Here is a 23,003-nt window from a genome sequence, read left to right on the forward strand (position 1 = left end):
GTAACGAACCTTCCAGTTCCTGCGTCCCTACCTCTTTTGCTTTGTCTTGCCATAATTTTATATTTTAAAGTGATATAACTTCTTCGACAATTCCTTGAATTCTGAAATTGCTTGTTAGTATTATCGGTTGATGTAATTTATTTGTGGATTTTGGTTTCAAAATAACCATACCACCATTTTTATTATATTCTTTAACGGTTGCTTCATCATCAATTAGAGCCAATACTCTATCTCCATTATTAGCATCTGGTTGCTGTCTGATTAGCAACAAATCCCCATTATTGATACCAGCTTCGTTCATTGAATCTCCTTCTGCTTTTAATAAAAAGTATTTATATCCACTTTTAATCATTTCTATAGAAATGGAAACTTCTGCTTCAATATTTTCATCTGCAAAAATTGGCATTCCACAAGCTACACTTCCTATTAAGGGTATTTTAACAGTTTGTGCTCTAGAGCCAAAATATTCAGGTATTTCAAAATCAACAATCTGATAAGTACCATCAGATTTCTTTCTTAAAATTTCCTTTTCTTCAAGGCTATTTAGTATAACTGCTGATGAGCGAGGAGATTTATAGCCAAGCCCAATCATTAATTCACGTACGCTTGGTATTCTTCCTTGATGAACAATTGAATTTCGAATAATCTTTAGAGCCTCTAATTCTTTATCAGATAAATTATAAAACATACACAAATATACACTTTACATACACTTATAATATATTTCTAAACCACTAGTTATAAAATTGTTATTAACATTTATTAAATTATTGGTGTAAATATAACTTGCCTGTAAATTGAATTCTTGTGGATTTCCGTAATGAAAACAAAATATATTCTAAATAATCACATTTATTTCAATAAATAGGTGCTCGTGAACCATAAATAAGTTTGGCTATCGCCTAAACTCATTCTTCGGTTTCATTAATATTACAGAAGATACTTTCTCAATGCTACAAATCCCTCACCTTCTCTTTCGCCACTTTCAACTCTTCTATTAATGCATTATGAGTTTGGGTAGCCTCATTAAGTTTCGTATTGTTTGTTTTGATGAGATTAGTAATCTCTTTCATTTGTTTTTCTTTCTCTAGTTTGGTGCGTCCTATTTTAAACGATTGGATGTCACTTAATTGATTAAGCAACTTTTGTTTCTCTTGCATTAATTGGTTTAATGCTCCATTAGAGGTTTTAATGTTGTCTTCGATCATACAAACCGCATGAACCGTTTTTAGACTATCTAATTCTTTTTTAATGGATGAGTTTTGTGCATTAGTGGTCCATACTGCTAAGAATAATATTGATAGAGTAATAATTGATTTCATTTGTTTAGTTGTTTTGTTAAGTAATCAAGGAATGTTAGAAAAGGATTGGCTGGCAAAAATAGCTAAGTCCCTCTCTGATTCAATATCACAAACTTCTGTTTCATTCCTGGATCAGAATACGGGGTTTCAAAGTCCTGCTGCTCTACTTCTATTTTAGATAAACGTAAGGCATAGTCGCCTTCATGTTTTTTGATATTTAATGAAATGGGTAATTGTTTCGGCATTTTGCTTAACTCCTCGATGAGTTGCTCTACTGTAGTCATAGTTTGGGTGTCATTAATTGCCCGAAAAATAAAACGCCTCCTCCTCTACTCCTAATTGTAAGCCGTAAAAAAAGTAAGGGGTAGCCTTATTTTTGATATGAAGACCTGTAGACAATACTATTTGCTCACTTTTAGAACAAAAGGAACTAATTCATGTTTTGGTATTGACTTTGTAGTCTTGCCAATTACTAGCCTTCACGTCGCAAGACTTCCAGAGGTGAACTTCGCAATACACTCTGAATATTACTCACACCAATGGCTAATACCAATAGTGTGATTCCTGGTAGAAATACCACGAAAGGAATCATAGATGGTACAAAAGGCGCATTAAATACAAATAGCGCTAAGCAGAAACCACTTACCAATGCCAATACAATACCAACTAGACTGCCAAGCAGTCCTAAAAAAAAGTATTCAAAGGCTGAGATTTGCAAGATCTGTTTGTTTTTGGCACCAAGGGTTCGTAACAATACACTTTCTTTAATACGTTGGTATTTACTGGTTCTTACAGATCCAATTAGTACAATAATTCCAGTGAATATGCTAAAGAAGGCCATAAAATTGATAATCCACGAGACTTTATCTAGAATATCCTCAACAATCGTATAGACTTGTCGCAGATCAATAATGGACACGTTTGGGAATTGTGCTACCAAATCGCGCTGTAAAGCTGCCGAACTGATCTCATCTGGTGCCGATGTTGTAAACACATTGAACTGTGGCGCTTGTTCTAGTACACCTTTTGGAAATACGATGGAGAAATTAAGTTGGAGTTGTCCCCAATCTACTTGTCGTATGCTACCAACTGTAGTTTCCATAAGCACACCTTGAACATTAAAGACAATCGTGTCGCCAATAGTTACTTTAGCATCTGCTGCCAGATTATCTGAAATGGAAATCACCACAGGCGCTCCCGATTTCAATTCTGGAGTCCATACACCATCAACAAGTTCTTCGGAAGCTATAATGGAATCGCGATAGGTCGTTCTAAATTCGTGGTTTAATATCCAGCCACGAACCTGACGTGTGGTATCCTGACGCAAATCATTAACTAATTGGTCTTTGATACGATGCATGCGCATGGTCACTAACGGAATGTCATTCAGAATAGGTAAATCTTGAGCAGTGATACTTTGGGCGACTGCTTCACGTTGTGTACTCTGCACATCTAATATGATGATATTGGCATTTTGAGTGGTCTGACCGACTTCTGTTTTTGCCAGTAAAATATCTTTGGTGAAATAGAGCGTACTAATTAAAAACGTCCCCAAACCAATAGCCACTACCAGAACAACCGTTTGATTGTTTGGTCTGAATAAATTCAGCAAGCTTTGACGCGCAGTAAAACCCCATCGTTTCGGAAAAAAGCGTCTGATAGCTTTTATACACAGCACAGCGATACCAGCCAGAATAGAAAACGTAATGAGCGTCGCAATCACAAAACCGAACGCAAAGGCGACATTATTTAGCAGCCAGAGCGAAAATAAAAACAGAAATACGATAATGGCTCCAAAGACAATCAAACGAACAGATTTGGGTTCCTGAGTGGCCTGTTCGTCAACACGCAATACTTCTAATGGCGATACATACCAAGTACGAAGTAAGGGTAATAATGCGAATAGAACAGACATGAAGATTCCTAAACCAACACCTATCAGTATCGGTTGGGCCGAAATGGTGATGTCTACAGTAAACGGTAAAAAGTCTTTCAGAAAGTATGGAAAAAGTTCCTGAAGCCCAATACCTATGAGCGAACCTATGAGTCCGCCAATACATCCTATGCCTGCAATTTGAATCAGGAATATGAGAAAACTTTGTCGTCTGGAAGCACCCATACATTTTAGCACAGCAATAGCGCTTAGTTTTTCTTTGATATAAATATGAACAGAACTCGCAATCCCAATACATCCTAGTAATAAGGCAATAAACGCTACGAGATTAAGAAACTTACCAACATTGTCGTAACGCCTACCTAAACGTCTGCTCGTGCTGGTATGTGTGTCTAAATCGGCATTTTCTTTATCCAGTTGCGGCTCGATCTTATCTTCTAGCCGATCTAAATTTAAGGTATCAGACACTTTATAGAAGTATTGATATTCTTTACGACTCCCAAATTGAAGGAGTTGGGTATCGTCAATATAGCGATATGGAATCACTACAGGAGGTGCTACAGATGTTGAAATGGCAGTACTTCCCGGAATGGATTTTAAGGCACCAGCAATTGGTAATGTCACCTCTCCTACTTTAATAGAATCGCCTGGTTTGATGCCAAATTGTAGTAATAAGGTTGCATCAACCAAGGCACCACCAGAATCCTGATAGCTTGTAGCTGCAGTTGTTGGTTGCGTGCTTATTGAACCATAAAACGGAAAGTTGCCTTCTAAACCACGAACACGGACTAGTTTGGTGCCTCCATTCTTCGGAAAAGCAATCATCGATACAAAGTTGACTTCTGACGCATCAGGTTGCAACGAATCTATAATAGCTTGAGCACGTTCTGTAGGCACCTGTCTGGAATCGATAATGAAATCGGCACCCATCAAACTTTTAGATTGACGCTGTATATTGTCTTTAAGATTTGTGCTAAACAATTGTATAGACACCACAGCAGCAATACCTAAAATAATTGACGCCATAAATAAGAGTAATCGCACACGACTAGCCTTAGCATCGCGCCATGCCATTTTAAAAAGCCAAGGTAAATTTAAACCGGTTTTACTGTTCGATGTACTCAAAGTGTTGCAGTAGATTGATTGGTTAATACTTGTCCGCCTTTAAGTCTCAGGATTTGTTCAGTACGATTGGCCAGATCCATATCATGAGAAATAATGACCAAAGTGGTTCCAGCTTCTTTATTGAGATCAAAAAGGAGTTGAATCACTTTCTCACCAGTGTCTTCATCTAAATTTCCTGTAGGTTCATCGGCAAATAAAATAGACGGTGAATTGGCAAACGCTCGGGCTAATGCTACGCGTTGCTGTTCGCCACCCGAAAGTTGCGACGGATAATGATGAAAACGATCTTTAAGTCCGACTTTTTCTAGTAAGTCCATGCTTTTTTTCGAAGCCTCCTTATCACCTTGTAATTCCAGAGGCACACTGACATTTTCAAGTGCTGTAAGTGTAGGTAGCAATTGAAAATTCTGAAAAATAAAACCCACTTCCTTATTTCGTAATTGGGCACGTTGGTCTTCATTTAAACTATTGAGATCCTGACCGCATAACTCGACGCTACCAGCATTGGGCTGATCCAATCCAGCACATAAACCCAATAAGGTAGTTTTTCCACTACCTGACGGACCAACAATAGAAAAGGTTTGTCCTTTATGGACCTCAAAAGAAATATCATGTAGAACCGTTAATTGTTTGTTACCACTGGTATATGTCTTTTCCAGACCAGTAATCTTTAATATCTTTGACATATTCATTAAATTTAAAGGACAACTCATGTCGAAGGCTCAAAATAAACAATTGGTTTCAATTTCACCAGATTCATTTGTACATAAATTCTTAAAGTTTTGTTATTTTATACTGACCCTTTTTCTGGTGTCCTGCGGAAATGGTAAAACTGAGAAAGCTACTCAAAATACAGTTTCCGAAGTAGAAACAAATCAAACTGAGAACACAGCAACTGATACTAAAACCATATTGTGTTTTGGCGATAGTATTACAGCAGGTTACGGATTGGATGATACTAATGACGCCTATCCTGCTATTTTGCAAAGAAAGATAGATGCTTTAGGTTTGAATTATACAGTCATTAATTCGGGATTAAGCGGTGAAACTACAGCAGGTGGGAAAAGTCGGATTGATTGGGTTATGAATCAGGATGTTGATGTATTCTTATTAGAACTTGGAGCAAATGATGGCTTAAGAGGTGTGCCTTTATCTGAAACACGTAAGAACCTGCAAGCGATTATAGATGTGGTGTCATCGAAAAGTCCGGAGACAACCATCATATTGGCTGGTATGGAATTGCCTCCAAATATGGGACAGGATTACACGAGTGAGTTTAGACGTATTTATGCTGAAATAGCAGCAACGAATGATGTGGAGTTTATTCCTTTTATTTTAAAAGATGTTGGTGGTATTGCCGATCTCAATCAGAATGATGGTATTCATCCCACTGCTGAAGGACATGACATTGTTGCTAACACAGTTTGGGAAGTTTTAGAGCCTGTGATTAGTAAGTAAGGTTGTTATACTGTTAATAGATTTGATATCTGCTCTACTTGTTTATCTTCGGAACTTAATCAAACAAAAAGTGTCCACTATTTCGAATCAATATATAATCTTCAAACCGTTTAACTTTGGTCTTAGCATATATCGTGTCACCCTCAAAAATAGTTTCGAACTCAAAAACTTTATCTTCTAATTCTTTGTAGTTAATAGTTTGCCATTCTAGATCTGTCTGATCTTCCTCGTCTTCGTTGTCATTACCTATAAAGTTTGGTTTTGCGGTGTTGTAACGAATGGTTTGTGATATGGAGTCTACCTCATAGTTAAATCTGAACGGTCTTATACTCGTTTTTTCAAGAGCAAAGGTTTCAGGAAAATAAAAACTATCATCAAAGGTAATTGTTTTCCATAATTTTGGATGGTCTTCATTTGATACAGGAATCGTATCCCCATTGAGTATAAACGTTTCTACAGTATGCTTAGCAGAAAACCAATAGTATGCGCTTTTTGCTTGGCTCTTGATACGTTGGTTATACTCTTTGAACCATAACACCGAACAAGAGACCATGAGCAATACCTTTAAAGCCAAAGCTATTTTTCTAAACTTTGAATCTTTAAATAAGTATTTATAGGGAACTGAGGCAACCTTTTTACCAAGGACTATAAATTTAAACAGATTTTTAAACTGACTACTTAACAATACGATGACCATCAGCAACAATTGAATGGCATACATGGCAACAGTCACATCATAACCAATATCCATGATAACTACACTCAACATAACACCAAACAATACTAATGCGCCTAAAAAAGTGGTTTTTCTAAAAAATAAAAGTACAGCACCTATACATTCTGTCCAACCTGCAAACATAACGACAGTTTTGGAGTAACTCATAAACGTCCACATCAGTCCCATAGGCCCAAAATCTCCAATTTTTCGTTCCAAACCATTAAGATCTAGGGTGCCAAACTGTAGCATAAACACCTTAGACAGTCCATAACTCATCATGATGACTGCAAGATGATAACGTAATGCCGTTTGTACAAATGTTCTGAGTTTGTCGTTATAATTGGTCTTGAAATACTTATCTATTAGCATCCAAAGCGCTGTACCTATTAGCGCTAATAAGATGATAAAAATATATTTACATAACTGATATTTAGAATCGAAGCCTCGATACAACCATTCTAGATCAAAATCCCATCCAAATAATTGTTCTCCAAACCAAATTACTGGTCTATCCCAAAATGTAGAATCATCAAGCGCGTAAGTGAATCCAAACCCAAGATTATTTGGCACAATATGGAGTATAAGAAACAAGAGAACAAAACGCCAAAAGGTTTTTTGCAATGCTCTGTGAGATGAGTTGGTAGTTGAATTGTCGACCATAAAAGTGGATTGCCAGTGAGTATATGGTAAACATAACACAAATAATTTTAAGTATTTTAAAAAATCATATTAATTCTAGTGAATAGTAAGTACTCTCAATCCTGAATGCCATTTAGTGATAAATACCGTTGTTAGATTTCAGAAATGTTTTTGAGTGGTCATAGATAGACAAACCGATGGGCAATACAGAAATTACAGCCTCAAAATAAGTTAATGTTGAATGTGATTGATCTTATAATTAAAAAAAAGGATAGTGCTAATCAGAATTTTAAAACAGTGAAATTTGTTTAGGCTCAAAGTTGATGGACTGAATATCGTTTGATATTCTGATTTTATGACCTATCAGTTTTTTTAAAGAGACCATATATTGCAATCCGTTGTTTTCTAAAACTAATATAGAGCCATACAAGGCAATAACCTTTCCTGAAATGATAAGTGGCTTAGAATCTGAAATATCAATTATGTCTTTGCTTATTGCAACAGCATTAGGATTACTGATGGCATCCAAATCATGTACAGGTTCTTCCAAACAACTCAGTTGTAACGTATTTTGAATCCTTTTGACCAGCTCAGAAATGTGATGAGAAGCCGACTCTAAATTCAGTTTTTGATTTAAAAGTGTAAGTTTGGTATTGGTTCTTATCACTTCTGGTAATTTTAGATGCTAGCTATGAAACATATACATTGGAGCACTAATGAAAAACCGTAAAGAAAGTAAGGCGTAGCCTTTTTTATAATAAATGCATAAGCATAGTATTGTTTGATTTTTGAGAGTTGTTTTATTATAAATTTTCATTTGCAATCAATACCATTTTAATATCAATATCAACATCCAACCAGAGTAATAACTGTTGTTATTATTAACAGGTTGAATGCTGATAAATTTAATTAGCAAATAAAAACATTACCACAACCATCAGTAGTTGCGGTTAAAACTTGTGATGGCTGATGTCCTGTAAGAGGTCCTGTCCATGGCCATCCCCAAAATCTAAATTGGTATGTTGTACAAGGAGATAAAACCCAATCTGTATTCATGCCTTGTGAGACAGTACCTGAGTTAATTAAATTTGTTCCTGACACATCCCATACTTCGTAATTAAATTGTTGGCTAGACGAGAGCGCAAAGAGGGTCATATCTACTTTAAAACCATAGCCACAACCTGTAATTGAAGCTACAGCAAAGGGAGCAGATTCTGTTTTATCTTTTCTTGGCTTTCGCTCTAATTGAATGAGTTCTTCAGAATTGGTGTCGTATTCATTACTTTCATCTTCTATGGAGCAAGAAAACAACAAAAGAATACTTAAACAAACGATTTTTTGGTTCAAAAATTTAATTTTCATGATATATGATTTTAGATTTATTTTTCTTCTATGATTGATTCGCCTATAGATTTGTGACCAGATGTGTATTGCTAAGATTCGTGCAATCGATTTTTTTATTCTCATCTATAAGTCTGATTAAATGTCCTACTTTAACTTTTCCACCCATCGCTTTAAAATGTTTTAAATGATAAGAAAAAGAAGACTAGCAGTAATTAACCCTCAAGTTACTGCTCGGTCTTCCTTTTAACTAAAAAACCCAAAAACTAAACAACAACAAAATGATAGTGTAAAATAGAAGCAAAAACACTTCTAGCTTATATTTTTCTAGTAGTTTGACCATTATTGTTTTAAAGTGTAAATCAGAATTTAGTGTTTAATAAATTTGTAGTTGTCTGTTTCTTCTTTATTGAGAATTCTAAGTATATACAATCCAGATTTTAGCTTACTCACATCAATTATATTTTCAGAATTAAGCATTCCTTTTATGAATATTTTACCTGTTAGATCTATAATTTGGAATGTCTTAAAGCCCTCATCTAAATTTTTAAAATGTAATCTATCTGAAACTGGATTTGGGTAGATTATACCAGATAATTCAGAACTGCTATTAGGCAATTTGCCAGGGATTAGAGCTTCTCTATTTCCGGAAACGTTTACACAAAATGAAAACGGAAATGGGTTTGGAAAATAGCTGGTTGTATCTGCTGCTGAAGTTATGACCTGATTACTATTGTTTTTTAATTCAAAACTATTTCCCCAGGCAGAATCTAAAATATCAAAGATATATGTTCCAGGACTTAATGTTATATTTTCAACTATTGTATAACTCGAATAACTAGGATCATCAGGATAAGCTGACCCAGAATCTACTACAGTAAAGGTGGTTGCATCCTTAATTGTCCAGGAAATTGCTGAACCTAATCCATAATCAAGGTTTATTGTTAACGATAGGTTTCCATTTCCACCTAAACAAGACGACATTAGTGTTGTTACATTTACCGTATTACTAGGGTTAGATTCATTCCCTGCAGCATCTATGGCTTTGACATAAAAACTATAATTACTATTTTCAGTTAATCCAGTTACCGTGTAAGATGTACCAGTTACTGGAATTTCAGTTGTGTTTCCTTCATAATTTTGATAAATTTTATATCCTGTCACTCCATAATTATCGGTTGAAGCAGTCCAACTTAATTCAGTTGTGTTTTGAGTTGTATTAGAACTTGTAAGATTGGTCGGACTAGTTGGAGCTAAAGTGTCAAAAAATACATTTACAGTGTTACTATATTGTGATAGATTTCCTGCTGCATCAAAAGCAACTACCTTAAACTCATTATTTGTGTTTGGTTCTAAATATACTCCTGTTCCTTGTGCGGTAAAACTTGTATTTGGTGTTGACCATGACTTGTTAATTGATCCTTCTAATAAAATGGTGTAACCTAAAACACCAACATTATCTGTTGAAGCATCCCAAGATAGAGGAATAACATATTGAGTTGCATTAGAACTCACAAGATTTAATGGCGCTGTAGGCGATAAATAGTCGGTTTGTTGTACTACTAATCCAACAGCTTTCAAAGCCTCAATGGTAGCTAATGCTTCGGTTGAATATTGGCCGTATAAATCGTATGCCGCATGAACTAAAAGGTTACGAACTTGAAAAAAATCAGTTGTCGGAGTAATATAAACTGTTAGAGCTCTGTAAACTATATCTGCTGCATTTTGTATTCCAATACCGTTTACCGAATAGTTTAAATTGTTATCATTGATGCCAGAACCTCCAGCAGCCAAAAGGTAAAACCACTTGTTAAGAACACCAGAGTTAGTATGCACCCCAAAATTATCACTAGAGGAAGTTTGCCAATATTGACCTTGATAAGTGTCTGGATGCCCTTTAGATTTCGGATTACTCATAGACCTTGCACCACCAGTAAAAACATCATCGCCACAGAGCCAGTCATTACTTCCTTGGGCATAATTTTCTACCATTTCACCAAAAATATCTGCAAACGATTCGTTGATTGCTCCAGATTCGTAAGAAAAAATCAAATCTGCAGAATAATCAATTACTGCATGGGTATATTCATGTCCAACAATATCTAAAGATGTCAACGGACCAAAGGTTGACCCATATCCCATAGAGTAATGCATAACACTTCCTGTCCATGACGCATAGCCATCTGGACTTTGAGGTGTGATGTAAGATTTAATGAGTGCTCCATTGCCATCAAAAGAAATACGGTTATGCATTTGCCTGTAATATTCATACGCTTGTTCCGTTCCCCAATGCGCTTGAACAGCTGCGGCATTGGTATTAAATGTTGACGTTGCACTTATAATGTCTGTGGCATTTTGCACACCACTTGTTGCATCAAACGTTTGTATTTCAGTTCCTTGTGGAGTTGTTTGACGTAATCTATAGCCTCCAGAAAAAGAGTCGGCAGTAAAATTTTGTGTCCCATTATAAAGCGTTGTCCCATTTGCAGGTTGGTTTGAGTGCTGAATTTTGTTATTTTCAAAAATAAGTTCTCCTGTATGCGCATCAACATAAACATCTGCATGATACAATGGTTTTTCTGCATAAATATCAAGCTTGAATGCCAGCCTATCTACAGCATTAATATGTTTCATTTTTGGAAAAACTACTAATGTAGGGTTTGGTCCTTCATAACCAAGTGCATTCATAGATTGGTCGTAATTATAGCTTGCCTTAACGTGGCTTTTTGCTATAGAAATGGCTTTAGCTTCTGAAATACTTGGTGTTGTATTAATATCTCTAATTGGGAAGTAGTCTCCATTGATAGCAGATATCGTTTCATTTTTTATATGCGTTTTATAAATTCCAAATTCAACGGGAATCGCATTGTAATACTGCTGAAATGTTTCGTGCAAGAATCCTATTTTGTCTGTTTTGGTATCTGTTTTTACAAATCTGGTGTGTTTAGGTGTTTCAAAAAATTCCTTAAAAAGATCAGACCTATTTCCAAAATTCAATTTAGAAGCCTTATCAAAAGTTACAAATTGTGCAATACCTTTTTCGTTAACAAATTTCGATTTTACAACAGAAGAATCAATTTTGTTTTGAGCAAAAATACATAAGGTCACTAACTGTAGTAACCATATTAGAGAATGGCTTTTTTTCATTGTTTTGAGTGTTTAATTATTTAATTAAAGACCACTTTTTTAGTGGTAGTCCCTTTGTCAAAATTGAGTTTAAGGATATAGATACCACTGGCAAAAGCGTTTGTTGATATGTGACTTTCTTTACCTCTAGCGATCTCCACTCCAGAAATTGAATACATCGTATAATCTTGAAGTTGTAAACTATGATTTGTAACAATTTTTATAGCATCTGCGGTCGTAATAACTTTAGCTGCTTTGGCCAATTCAAATTCATCGATGCTTAGAGCATCTTCAGTTACAGGGTTAAAACCTGTCCATAAAGCACCAGGATCTGTTACATAAGCTCCTAAAGTACCAGCGGGTATGTGTAAGTGGATAGTACTACGAGCCTGACTAAACGTATCTGAGTTTGGTGCACTACTTGTAGAAATTGTTGGCGGTACGATACCTTGGCAATAAACATCAGTAATAGCATTTATTCCACCTAATCCTCCAAATGCAACTACACCAATATTGGTAATGCTTGGTGGAATAATGATTGTATTTAAAGACGTAAAACGAAAAGAAGCATCACCCAAACTGGTTACACTATTTCCTAATACCAGACTTGTCATATTTTGGTTTTGAGCAAAGGCAATATTATCAATAGTAACTACACTATCAGGAATTGTAACTGTTGTTAAATCGTTAATAAAAAATGCATTTTCACCAATATATGTAAGTGTATTTGGCAGCGTAAGTCCCGTTAAGTTCTTACTTTGAAAAGCATTATTTCCAATTTCAGTAACATCATATGTAATTATACCATTTGGTATTGTGGCTGGTATATCTACAACGGTTCCTCCTGCCGTATTGTAATCTACAGCCTTAACTGTGCTGTTTGCTACTGATATAACCTCATAAGTAATAAAACCATTTACATAAGTGTCACCAACGTTTAAATTTTCGGTTACGGTGTTAAAACCTGTCCATAATGCACCTATATCTGTAACATAAGCTCCAGTTGTACCTGCTGGAATAAATAAATTAATTCCACTTCTGTCTCCGCCAATAACGAATGAATCATTATTACCTGCAACTGTTGTAATTGAAGGTGGTATTGTTGCGAGCGACGTAACTGTAGATAATGGGTTTCCTCTAAAGACACCATTTCCAATGCTTGTAACATTACTTGGTATTGTAATTCCTTGTAATTGATTATTCTGAAATGCATAATCATCAATAGTTGTTAAGCTATTCGGAAATACAATTCCTGTAAGACTGTTTCCACTTAAAGCCTGCAGGCCAATACTAATTAGAGTGTTAGGTAAATTAATGCTTGAAATTTGCACAGATCCACCACCAAGTGCAAAATCATTAATTCTTGTAACATTGTAGGTTGTGCCTCCATTCGTAACTGATGAAGGGATATTAACATTTATATTACTCTGTGTAATACCATTTACTTGAACTGTTGTAGCTGATGTTACATTGTATTCTAAAATATTACCAAAACTGTCTGTCTGATTAAACGTTTGAGAATGCACAATTACTGATATACATATTGTTATCAAAATAAGTAGTTGTTTTTTCATAATATTTGATTTTAAGGTTATAGTAAATTTGTTTAATAATCCATTTTTATAAGTTCTCCATTTAATGTATAATAATAAGTAAAAGAGGTTCCGCCATTTTCTGGTTCTAGTCTTACAGCATATTCCGTTTTAGAGATATCTCCGTTTTTTGGGAATTTTACAAATGCCATGCTCAATATTGGATTGTCGATGTTTTTCTCAGTAGTTAGCTTTGTGATTGATTCTTCAACTAAGCCACCTAATTTGGTTAGTTTAACCTTATTGCTTAGTTGAAACATAAAATCTGCAGCTTTTGTACCTTCAGGAACTTCAAGCGTTACTTCTGAGCGTTGTGTCCAGGTGTCTTGAGATAGATCCCACTCACCCATTTTTAAAGATTCTGGTTCTTGAGTAACTGTTGTGCTTATAGTATTTCCTAATCCTTTGATATATAGGATTTTTAAGTCCGTATAATAAGCGTTATCACCAAACTTGTTTTTTAATTCATTTTCCATGACTGTAAAGCCTTCAGCATTTGCTGGTTGATTGCTGGTTGAGTCACTGCATGATACTAGTTTTATAGATACCAGCATTATAAATAGAAAAGCTACGTTAGGTAATTTTGGAGTCTTGTTTTTCATAATATTTATCTGTTATAGGGATAAATGTATATGGTAACAGAGAAGAAAAAAACAGGAAACCTATTTTCTATAGGTATAAATAAATAAGCGTGATACTTTAGGAAATATCTGCAAAAAGAGAAAAGCTAAACAAGTTGCTTTTGATGTTTAATCTATATTTCTATTCAAAAAAGACGTTACGAATTGATCTTTTTTACGTGAAGACACAGGAATTTTCTTTCCATTTTTTAAATGAATGACTCCAGACTTGTCGTATTTATCTATAAATTTTAAGTTCACCATAAACGATTGGTGCGGACGTGTAAAATTAGATGCTGTGAGTTGTGCTTCAAATACTTTAATTGTTTTTGAAACAACGTGCTTCTTTCCATCACTACAATAAAATGACGTATATCCTTTATCTGATTCGCAATACATCAATTCATTCAAATCAATAAACTGAAAGCTGTCGTGAAGCGATAGTATGAGTTTCGAATCTTCATTATTCCAAACCGCTTTTGCCGTGTTTATTTGTTGTTTTTGTTCTGAAATAGGCGTGTTTTTAACTTTCTGTAACGCCATTTCAAGATCATTTATATCTACGGGTTTTAGAAGATAGTCCACTGCTCCAATTTTTAAGGCCTGAAGTGCGTATTCTTCGTAGGCAGTGATAAATATAATTTTGTATTCGAGATTTTGAGTTTGATCAATAACATCAAACGCATTTCCATCAGCAAGATTAATATCCAGAAAAATCAAATCAGGCTTACACGCATTTGCCACAACCACAGCCTCTTTAACAGACTCGCATTCACCTATAACTTCAACATCAGTATCAATTAATTGCAATAGATTAAGGAGTCCTTTTCTAATATAAGCTTTGTCTTCGACTAGTAGTGTTTTCATTAACTTTCAATTAATTTATGCGGAATAACTAAAGTGACTAATGTTCCTTGTTCGTTGAATTTTTTTCGATCCTCAATTGTTACTGAACCTTTCATATTAAAATCTTTAGAAAGCACTCTTAAACGTTCTGAAGTAATTCTAGTTGCTAAAGAATTCTTGTTGTTATTTGTGTTTTCCGTTTTAAAATTAATACCCACACCATTATCTGCAATGGTGCAGATTAAATTTTTATCAGAATACATTAAGCGAATATCGATTTTTCGATCTTCTTTTTGGTCTTCAAACGCATGTTCAATGGCATTTTCAACAAAGGGTTGAATCAACATTGGAGGAATTTCAAACAGCTCAACATCTATAGAATCGTCAACTAGAATAGTACATTTATAGGCTTCGTTTTCTAAATTTTGAAGTGTTAAATACTCTTGAACTGCTGTGAGTTCTTGAGATAATGAAACCGTTTTATCTCTGGAATTTTCTAATGTAATGCGCAATAATTTTGAAAATTTTGATAGGTAATTAACCGACTTCTTTTCTTCCTTGTTTAAAATCATCCCTTGTAATACCGACAATGAATTAAAGATAAAATGTGGTGTCATTTGAGAACGCAATAATTTTTGCTCCATTAAAGCATTTTGTGTTTTCGACTTTGCATTTTTTAATTTCTGATAAAAAAAGAAAGCACCTAATAGAATTGAAAGCAACAATATACCAATAGTAGCCCACAAGTAATTCCGTTGTGATTTTTCTAAATCTTGTGAGGTAGTTTTTATTGTCTTAGTGAGCCTCAATTCATTAATACTCAAAGAGTCTAACTGTTGCCTGTACTTATATTCGTATTCTAATTGTGTGATTTTCTCAATGTTCTCTTTATTAAAAAGACTATCATTAACTATCTTAAACTCTTGATGACTTTCAAATGCTTTTTTATAATCCCCAGTATTACTATAAATAGTTGCTAGAGTCTCTGATACTAATTTTTGTTGTCCTAAAAGCTCTAAATCATCTGCTATTTTTTTTCCTTTGAGTGCATGATCTAAGGCGCTAGGATAATTTTCAAGTAAAACATAAGTTCTTGCCAAGCCAACATGAGCCTGACAAACAAGAACTAAATCCTCTATAGTTTCAGCTAACTCTAAACAGGTTTTATAATGTTCTAAAGCTGTATTAGGTTGTTCCATTAAAAGGCGCAAATCTCCAAGTTGAAAATGACCAGCACTTAACTCAGGTATGTGATTAATTTCATTACATATCTTCAAAGACTCCGTCATGTAGTCTAGAGCTTTAGTAAATTCTTTTAAATCGGCATAAACAGCTCCTTTATTAACCAAACTACTGGCTATCTGACGCCTATCCTTCAATTCATTATATATGTCTAACGCTTCATCTAAATAACTTAGTGTTTTATCATATTGTTTCAATTCATAATAAACAGCACTCATATTATAAGTAGCTTGTGCTATCCCTCGTTTGTTTTTATCGTCTCTATATATACTCAAACATTTATTAAAATATTTCAAAGCTTCAGTATACCTTCCCTGGTTAAGGCAAATAGCTCCAATATTGTTTAATGTACCTAAACTTAATTTTTCATAACCCAATTTTTCTCGTATTGTATATGCTTTTTTTAACGAATTAAGTGCCGCGTCAAAATCTCCTTCTCTGTAGCTAAGAATTCCTAAATTATTTAGCATATCTGCTTGACTTAATGAATCTCCATCTTTAATGAAAATAGCTACTAATTTTTCGTAGTAGTCCTTAGCTTTATCATTATCACTTTCATAATATGCTATTTCAGCCAGACAGATGTAAGATGAGTTAATACAGTCCTGATCGTTTATGTCCTCACACAATGTAAGTGCTTTGAGTGCAAACACTTCAGCCTCTTCCAGTTCTGCTTTCTTTATATAATTATGACCAAACCTCAATAAGCTTTCTGCTTCACCAGCTTTAAAATTAAGTTCCTTGGCCAGATCGTAAGCTTCTTGAACTTTTTCATCAGATTTATTGATATCCCGACTAGAATAACCGTAGGCAAGTGTGTTTAATAAGTTAACCTTGGTAGTGTCGTTCTTTTTGTGATGGCGTAAGACATTTTCTAAACTATCTATTACTGCTTCTTCCTGAGCGAAACTAGCTATTGAAAAGAACATAGTTAAGACTAAAATAAAAACAGATGATTTGATATTTTTCATGAACTAAATAAAGGGTTTATGGATACACTGTAATAACTTCTTCCATGAAAAACAAACAGGTATATTTTTAGCTAATTAACGATTTTAATTATGAACTTAAAAATAGTATTTCTAATTAATAATTATGGAAAGTAACTTTATAAACCACACAAATACATAGAAAATATATTTTTGAAGGCGTTCAAGCCATAAGCGTTGATTTTGAATCCATATGCGCTAATAATGTTTAATTTTGTGAGAATTCTTCGGAAATGTATATGTTGATTCTAGTTTGATCTCAATCCTGCTGTAAAGATTTTACATGTGCAAAAACTTTCACACCATGAATGATTGTTTCTACTCTGGTGTCGAGCATTTTTAAGCCTTTGATACTATTTTCTTGTCCGTCGGGTGATATTGCAATAAGGTCATAATATATTCCATCATCTATAGCACGTATATGAATGATATTACCAGTTTTACTTATCCCTTTTACAGGTAAAATATCCCCATATTGTGTCACCGCCTTGATTGCAATGAGACTGCCATCCTCTTTTATCGCCTTTAATGGATAGTACGGTTCTTTACCTTTTACAATGAGTTTAACAGGTAGTCGTTTATCATCGTCAAGAACTTTTACATTTAAGACACTGGTATCTTCAGAGTTTTGAATTGCTACTACGTCATACACATGACCATCACTATCTATACCTTTAATTTTTAAAGTTGCTTCAGGACGTACAGCTTTAATTTCCCATAAAATATCTGGTGGCAATTCGGTTTCAGGTTTATTGCTATTTACAAATTCCTGTTCCTCTACTTGTGCATTTCCGAAGGAGAATACTAATAGAAAAATGATAAATGGATATATATAATTTAAGGAGCTATGGAAGTGTTTTTGAGTTGTCATAATTTCAGAATTTAGTCTATTAAATTAAGACTAATTAGGCAAGAATACTATGACATAAATCAGTAATACGGCGTTTTATAATGCATTTTTTCTAAATGCTGAAGGCGTAGTTTTTTCAAACTTCTTAAAGGCACTGTTAAAGGATGATAAACTGCTAAAGCCAACATCAAAAGCTACAGAGGCAATTGTGTAATTCTGGACAGCATCTTTTACAAGTAATTGTTTAGCATCCTGTATCCGATAATAATTGATAAAATCATTAAAATTTTGTCGGGCATATTGGTTAATGATTTCGGAGGTTTTTTGTGTGCTCTTTCCAAGGCTCTGCGCCAGACCAGACAAAGTTAATTGTGCATCCAGATAGAGTTTGTTTTCAATAATTAACTTAGATATTTGCTCAAACAAAATTGCATCATCACTTTTTTTAAATATGGTCCCATCTAGATCCAAAATCTTTAATTCAAAGGCCTTATAGCTTAAAAAATATATCACTATTGAATACACAATTGGACCAACAACATATGGAATGGTATCTTCAATGATATTTAAACAGTAAGAGATCCAAATCAGTATAAAACCAATGATGAGTAATTGCAACCAACTAAAGACAGCTTTTTGTGACTTAGTTAATAATATTGTTTTGTATGTTTTTTTATTAAAATGCAACACACGCCATGATAAATATATATATGTTGCTAAATGCAAATAAATGAAAATAATGACGCTGGCAAATACAATAATAACTTCTTTACTGTTACTTTCAAACCAAATTTTGGTAACAAAAAAGCTCAGTATAAAAATGATTAAGAACGGTATTAATTCAATAAGATAATACTTGGGTAAATTGAAATTGGGTTTTGTCATTGCTAGTAAATACCACCTAAGTAAAGGTCCTATGAGCAATAAAAAAGAGAGTCCAGCAAAAATAAAAATCGGTTCCAAATCACTACCAAAGTTTAGAAGAACGGACTTTCCTATCCTAAATGCCATAAAATAGAGCATAAGTCCTAGAAAAATATTGGTATGCTTTCGTTTCTTTTTAAAAAAACACAAATAAGTAGCGAAGAGTATTCCGTGAAGAAGTCCTGCACTACTTATGATAATAAGGAGTATATCTGATAAATCCAATTAACTTATTTTCTTCAAATTTAAGGATATTATTTATTCTTCCTGCTCAAGTTTTTTAGCGTAAGATGCTAAGTCCAATACGTTAGAAAATTGTTTTAAATCTCCTTTCATGATACCCAAAATTCCATGTTTAGCAATAAGTAATCTGCTTACAGATTCTTTTTTATTGAGCATGATGTTTTCTATATGCTGTTTTGCAGCAGCTTTGCCTTTGTTTTCATAAGTTATTAATATGCTTACAGCGTGTTCTTCACTAGTAATAGGTCTATGTTTGGGCTCATAACCTAATTGTTTGATTACAGTTTCTGCTAATACCCAAACAGACCATGGGTTTTGTCCAGTAATTAAATTATTGTCATGACTCATGTGTTCTAGGTACATAGCACCTTCATTGAAATTTGCACCTTGCTCAACCAATTTATCTTGTAATAAAAATGGAAAAACAGTGTCGGCATCTGGGATAAGTAATAACTCCTCTTGATTGGTGAAACTACTTATTGTTTTATCAGCTACTAGTGGCTTGCCATTATTTAAAGTTACATTAACAAGTGCAGCTGGACCATGACATACCGCAGCAATTACTTTCCCATTTTCATAGTAAGACTTCACTATAGATTGTATACTTGTATTATCAGGAAAATCAAACATGGCACCTTTTCCGCCAACAAAATAAACGGCCTCATAATCTTCTGGGCTGACGTCTTTTAATTGTAGCGTATGTAATGTTTTTTGTTGAGCTTCTGCATCATTTAGAAATGCATAATCATAAACACCCATATCTTCATCGTCTAAAACAACAGGAGCTTCTCCACCTAAAGGACTAGCAACGTCAACATCAAAACCATTGGCTTTAAACACATAATATGCTCTTGCTAATTCAGTCAATTCATAGCCTGTAACTTTTTCAGTATTACCCATAATCTCAGTACTAGTAACTACTGCTAATATCTTTCCTCTTAGTTCTGGAACATTTTGAGTTACATAGGCTAAATTTTGAACTTGACTAGCTTCTATAGCCGTATCTTTTGGAGGCACTAAACTCTTAATCCAAAATCCTAATGAGACCAATAAAATGATTATTGTTGCAACTACTCCTAGAGTCCATTTCAGGATCTTATACTTTTTTTTCATTTCTTATATACATTATGATTAGAGTGCTAATGTCTGTAAACCAGGCGATAAATACTGACGAAATGATAATTCCGTTAGAGTAAAAATTAAATGACAACTCCTATCTAATACTTGTTACAAAAAAAAAAGCGCTACAATATAACATTGTAGCGCCTGTGAGTTCTGTAAGTATGTATTGACTATTCAAGGTCTGAGCAACCAGAGACATCAAAGTTCTCTCTGTAATAAACACTATGGGTCTCACCATCATCATTTAACCATCGTACAACATAGTTATCACAAGTGAATTCAGGAGTTAAGGTTGATAAATTCCCGAAGTTAAGATCTACAGTGATTTTATCACCTTCATAGTACCAATCATGACCAGTCAATTGTGGGTTTTGTTGATTAAATTCTTCAAGTGTTGGAAACGTGCCATCAACACTATAAATTGAAAAGCGCTTGGTTTCGGTAAATTCATAGCGTATGGTGTCTTCAAATCCCATCAATACCCATCTACCTAGAATCGTAGCTTCTGGAATGGTTTGAGTTTCATCATTGTTGTAATCATCAGACGAGCAATTGAAAAGTGTTACGGTTAGCAAAATTAAAAAGACTTTTTTCATAATAATTATTGGTGTTTAGATTCAAATATAAAACAACCAAAGTTTAAAAACTCCTGAAATTTTTTTTACAATACTTCATAACTCTAAAATTATTGTTTCCAATTTCAAGATAATTAGTACCTTAATGCTGGCTAACAGCAAATCAATTTCATGAGTAATCAACCAAAAACCATCAAGAAATTTGGCACCTTTGGAGGTGTATTTACACCAACCTTGCTAACCATACTTGGAGTTATCATGTATTTACGTCTAGGTTGGGTCGTTGGTAATGCTGGTTTACTAGGTGCTTGGCTCATTATTTTAATTTCTTTTTTAATTACGCTTTGTACAGCACTTTCTATGTCGGCAATTACTACTAACATTCGTATTGGAGCTGGTGGAGCCTACGCCATTGTGTCTCAAGCTTTAGGACTTGAAGTTGGTGGTAGTCTAGGAATTCCAAGATATGTGTCACAAGGATTGGCAGTCACCATGTACATTTTTGGTTTTAGAGAAGGTTGGTTAGGAATATTTCCAGAACATAATGCTTTTCTTGTGGATCTAATCGTATTTGCATCGCTATTTACAATTGCCTATATCAGTGCAAATCTTGCCATAAAAACTCAATTTTTGATTATGGGTGTCATTGTACTTTCTCTGGTGTCTATCGTTGTAGCTGCCTACGATGGATCCATGCAAGAACCATTGAGTGACTCTCTAAGTTGGGGATCATTTAAGGGATCTATAGAAAACGGTTTTAGTGGTAGTAATTTCTGGATCGTATTCGCTGTGTTTTTTCCCGCAGCTACTGGTATTATGGCTGGTGCTAATATGTCTGGTGAACTGAAAGACCCAAAGCAAAGCATACCAAAAGGAACGCTCTGGGCCATTGGCGTGAGTTTTATCATTTATATGCTTCTTGCCTTTTGGATCTCAAGGAGTGCTACAGAACAAGAGCTTCTTACCAATTATTATGTCATGGTTGATAAAGCCTATTTTGGACCATTGATTATTGCAGGTATTTTGGGTGCAACATTTTCTTCTGCTTTAGCTTCTATTGTTGGATCATCACGCATATTATATGCCATGGGAGAACACAAGGTGCTTCCCTACTCTAATATTCTGTCTGGTACTAGTAGTAATGGTCAACCTCGTAATGCAATGATGGTTACAGGTGTTTTGATATTTTTTACTTTATTACTTCGAAATTTAAACGCAGTAGCTCCTTTAGTTACGCTCTTTTTCCTTATAACGTATGCCATGATTAATATTGTGGTGATTATTGAACAGCGACTCGGACTCATAAGTTATCGTCCGGTTTTTAAAATCCATAAATGGGTACCATGGTTTGGATTGATATCGTCCATATTTGCCATGTTTATCATCAATCCGTCAGTAAGTCTGATTTCCATTGCCATTGTATTGATGGTTTACTGGTATTTATCACGTCAAAATCTGGAAACTCCTTTTGAAGATGTACGATCAGGATTATTTGTCTCGTTTGCTGAATGGGCAGCCAAACATACCTGGGGAATGAAAAAAATGCAACAACGTGCATGGAAAGCAAATCTTATGGTTCCAGTACGAGATGTGAATGGTTTGAGAGGATCGTTTGAATTTTTAAGAAGTATCGCCAACCCGAAAGGCTCTATAAAACTTTTAGGTATAGAACCATATTCTGAACATAATAATTTGTCTGACAAACTTGAAGAAATTTCCAAGTCATTCAGAAAAAAAGGAGTATTCTCCTCGTCGACTGTTATTCATACCGATCAATTTGCCAACGGAATTAACTACGGAAGTCAAGCCTTACAAGGTGCGTTTTTCAGACCTAATATCATGTTTTTGAATTTACAGGATCATGATGATTATGATAATGAATTAAAGCCAGTAATGAAGGAATCTATACGTTTGGAAATTGGTATTCTTTTGTTTAATCTTCACACTACAGCTTTATTAGGTCAACGAAACACTATCAATGTCTGGGTAAGTGATCGCAAAGGAAACTGGGAATTTGGAGGATTGGATATTGGGAATTTAGACTTGTCCATTTTAGTAGCTTATAAGCTAAAACTCAATTGGAATGCACGAATTAGGTTAATTACAGTGGTTGAAGATAAGAATGAAGAGCACAATGCTATTAAGTTTTTACATTCCTTAATTAGTTTGGCTCGTTTACCACAAACGTTAACCGAAGTCTATGTTGGTAGCTTTAACGACATTGTAACTCAAGCGCCATCAGCCGATCTTAATATCTTTGGAATGCAAGATACCTTACCATATGATTTCATCAAAAACATGTCTGAAAAGACTAACAGCAGTTGCTTGTTCGTTAGAGATTCTGGACATGAGAGTATTTTAGCTTAATCTGCCAATTCAAATAGTTCTGAACCTTTAC

Annotated in this window: 19 protein-coding genes; 2 read left to right on the forward strand and 17 right to left on the reverse strand. The window is 34.5% G+C overall.

The genetic code is table 11. The annotated features are described in order from the left end of the window. Positions 1-64 precede the first annotated feature (64 nt). From lexA to Q0951_RS10520, 5 genes are all read right to left on the reverse strand, one after another. Positions 65-688 (reverse strand): transcriptional repressor LexA, encoded by a 624-nt coding sequence (lexA, locus tag Q0951_RS10500; protein ID WP_299336657.1) that lies wholly within the window; start codon positions 686-688, stop codon positions 65-67. A 265-nt stretch (positions 689-953) separates the two neighbouring features. Then, positions 954-1,322, reverse strand: coding sequence for a hypothetical protein (locus Q0951_RS10505; protein ID WP_299336659.1), 369 nt, complete (start codon positions 1,320-1,322; stop codon positions 954-956). Positions 1,323-1,384: 62 nt separating this feature from the next. Beyond that, positions 1,385-1,585, reverse strand: coding sequence for a hypothetical protein (locus tag Q0951_RS10510; protein WP_299336661.1), 201 nt, complete (start codon positions 1,583-1,585; stop codon positions 1,385-1,387). Between the two features lie 188 nt (positions 1,586-1,773). Beyond that, the gene (locus Q0951_RS10515; protein ID WP_299336901.1) at positions 1,774-4,269 is read right to left on the reverse strand and encodes an FtsX-like permease family protein; all 2,496 of its coding nucleotides are present in this window, start codon (positions 4,267-4,269) and stop codon (positions 1,774-1,776) included. A gap of 47 nt (positions 4,270-4,316) precedes the next feature. Continuing rightward, on the reverse strand, positions 4,317-5,006 hold the full coding sequence (locus tag Q0951_RS10520) for an ABC transporter ATP-binding protein (protein ID WP_299336663.1): 690 nt from the start codon (positions 5,004-5,006) through the stop codon (positions 4,317-4,319). Between the two features lie 25 nt (positions 5,007-5,031). On the opposite strand from Q0951_RS10520, the gene Q0951_RS10525 reads away from it, so the two are divergent. Beyond that, positions 5,032-5,778, forward strand: a complete 747-nt coding sequence (locus Q0951_RS10525) for an arylesterase (protein WP_299336664.1) — start codon at positions 5,032-5,034, stop codon at positions 5,776-5,778. Between the two features lie 55 nt (positions 5,779-5,833). Here the strand turns inward: Q0951_RS10525 and Q0951_RS10530 are convergent, their stop codons facing one another. The 12 genes from Q0951_RS10530 to Q0951_RS10585 form a co-directional block, all read right to left on the reverse strand. Continuing rightward, entirely contained in the window at positions 5,834-7,156 is a 1,323-nt protein-coding gene (locus tag Q0951_RS10530) for a DoxX family protein (RefSeq protein WP_299336665.1), read from the reverse strand. Between the two features lie 268 nt (positions 7,157-7,424). Then, entirely contained in the window at positions 7,425-7,802 is a 378-nt protein-coding gene (locus Q0951_RS10535; RefSeq protein ID WP_299336667.1) for a hypothetical protein, read from the reverse strand. Between the two features lie 242 nt (positions 7,803-8,044). Next, positions 8,045-8,497 (reverse strand): hypothetical protein, encoded by a 453-nt coding sequence (locus tag Q0951_RS10540; RefSeq protein WP_299336669.1) that lies wholly within the window; start codon positions 8,495-8,497, stop codon positions 8,045-8,047. Positions 8,498-8,845: 348 nt separating this feature from the next. Further along, a complete protein-coding gene (locus Q0951_RS10545; RefSeq protein ID WP_299336671.1) occupies positions 8,846-11,623 on the reverse strand; it encodes a M4 family metallopeptidase in 2,778 nt (925 codons plus the stop codon). A 20-nt stretch (positions 11,624-11,643) separates the two neighbouring features. Beyond that, a complete protein-coding gene (locus Q0951_RS10550; RefSeq protein ID WP_299336673.1) occupies positions 11,644-13,176 on the reverse strand; it encodes a leucine-rich repeat domain-containing protein in 1,533 nt (510 codons plus the stop codon). A gap of 32 nt (positions 13,177-13,208) precedes the next feature. Continuing rightward, the gene (locus Q0951_RS10555; RefSeq protein WP_299336675.1) at positions 13,209-13,796 is read right to left on the reverse strand and encodes a hypothetical protein; all 588 of its coding nucleotides are present in this window, start codon (positions 13,794-13,796) and stop codon (positions 13,209-13,211) included. A 147-nt stretch (positions 13,797-13,943) separates the two neighbouring features. Next, positions 13,944-14,681, reverse strand: a complete 738-nt coding sequence (locus Q0951_RS10560; RefSeq protein WP_299336677.1) for a LytTR family DNA-binding domain-containing protein — start codon at positions 14,679-14,681, stop codon at positions 13,944-13,946. Continuing rightward, positions 14,681-16,873 (reverse strand): tetratricopeptide repeat protein, encoded by a 2,193-nt coding sequence (locus Q0951_RS10565; protein WP_299336678.1) that lies wholly within the window; start codon positions 16,871-16,873, stop codon positions 14,681-14,683. Before Q0951_RS10565 ends, Q0951_RS10560 begins: the two co-directional genes overlap by 1 nt. Before the next feature lie 277 nt (positions 16,874-17,150). Then, positions 17,151-17,762 (reverse strand): hypothetical protein, encoded by a 612-nt coding sequence (locus tag Q0951_RS10570; RefSeq protein ID WP_299336680.1) that lies wholly within the window; start codon positions 17,760-17,762, stop codon positions 17,151-17,153. Between the two features lie 75 nt (positions 17,763-17,837). Continuing rightward, on the reverse strand, positions 17,838-18,890 hold the full coding sequence (locus Q0951_RS10575) for a helix-turn-helix domain-containing protein (protein ID WP_299336682.1): 1,053 nt from the start codon (positions 18,888-18,890) through the stop codon (positions 17,838-17,840). A 33-nt stretch (positions 18,891-18,923) separates the two neighbouring features. After that, positions 18,924-20,021: a type 1 glutamine amidotransferase domain-containing protein gene (locus Q0951_RS10580; RefSeq protein ID WP_299336684.1), complete on the reverse strand. Its 1,098-nt coding sequence runs from the start codon at positions 20,019-20,021 to the stop codon at positions 18,924-18,926. A gap of 179 nt (positions 20,022-20,200) precedes the next feature. After that, positions 20,201-20,626, reverse strand: a complete 426-nt coding sequence (locus Q0951_RS10585; RefSeq protein WP_299336686.1) for a hypothetical protein — start codon at positions 20,624-20,626, stop codon at positions 20,201-20,203. A 150-nt stretch (positions 20,627-20,776) separates the two neighbouring features. On the opposite strand from Q0951_RS10585, the gene Q0951_RS10590 reads away from it, so the two are divergent. Further along, complete coding sequence (locus Q0951_RS10590) at positions 20,777-22,972, forward strand: amino acid permease (RefSeq protein WP_299336688.1); 2,196 nt, start codon at positions 20,777-20,779, stop codon at positions 22,970-22,972. The last annotated feature ends 31 nt before the right edge of the window (positions 22,973-23,003 follow it).

Source organism: uncultured Psychroserpens sp., assembly GCF_947501425.1.
GTDB lineage: Bacteria > Bacteroidota > Bacteroidia > Flavobacteriales > Flavobacteriaceae > Psychroserpens.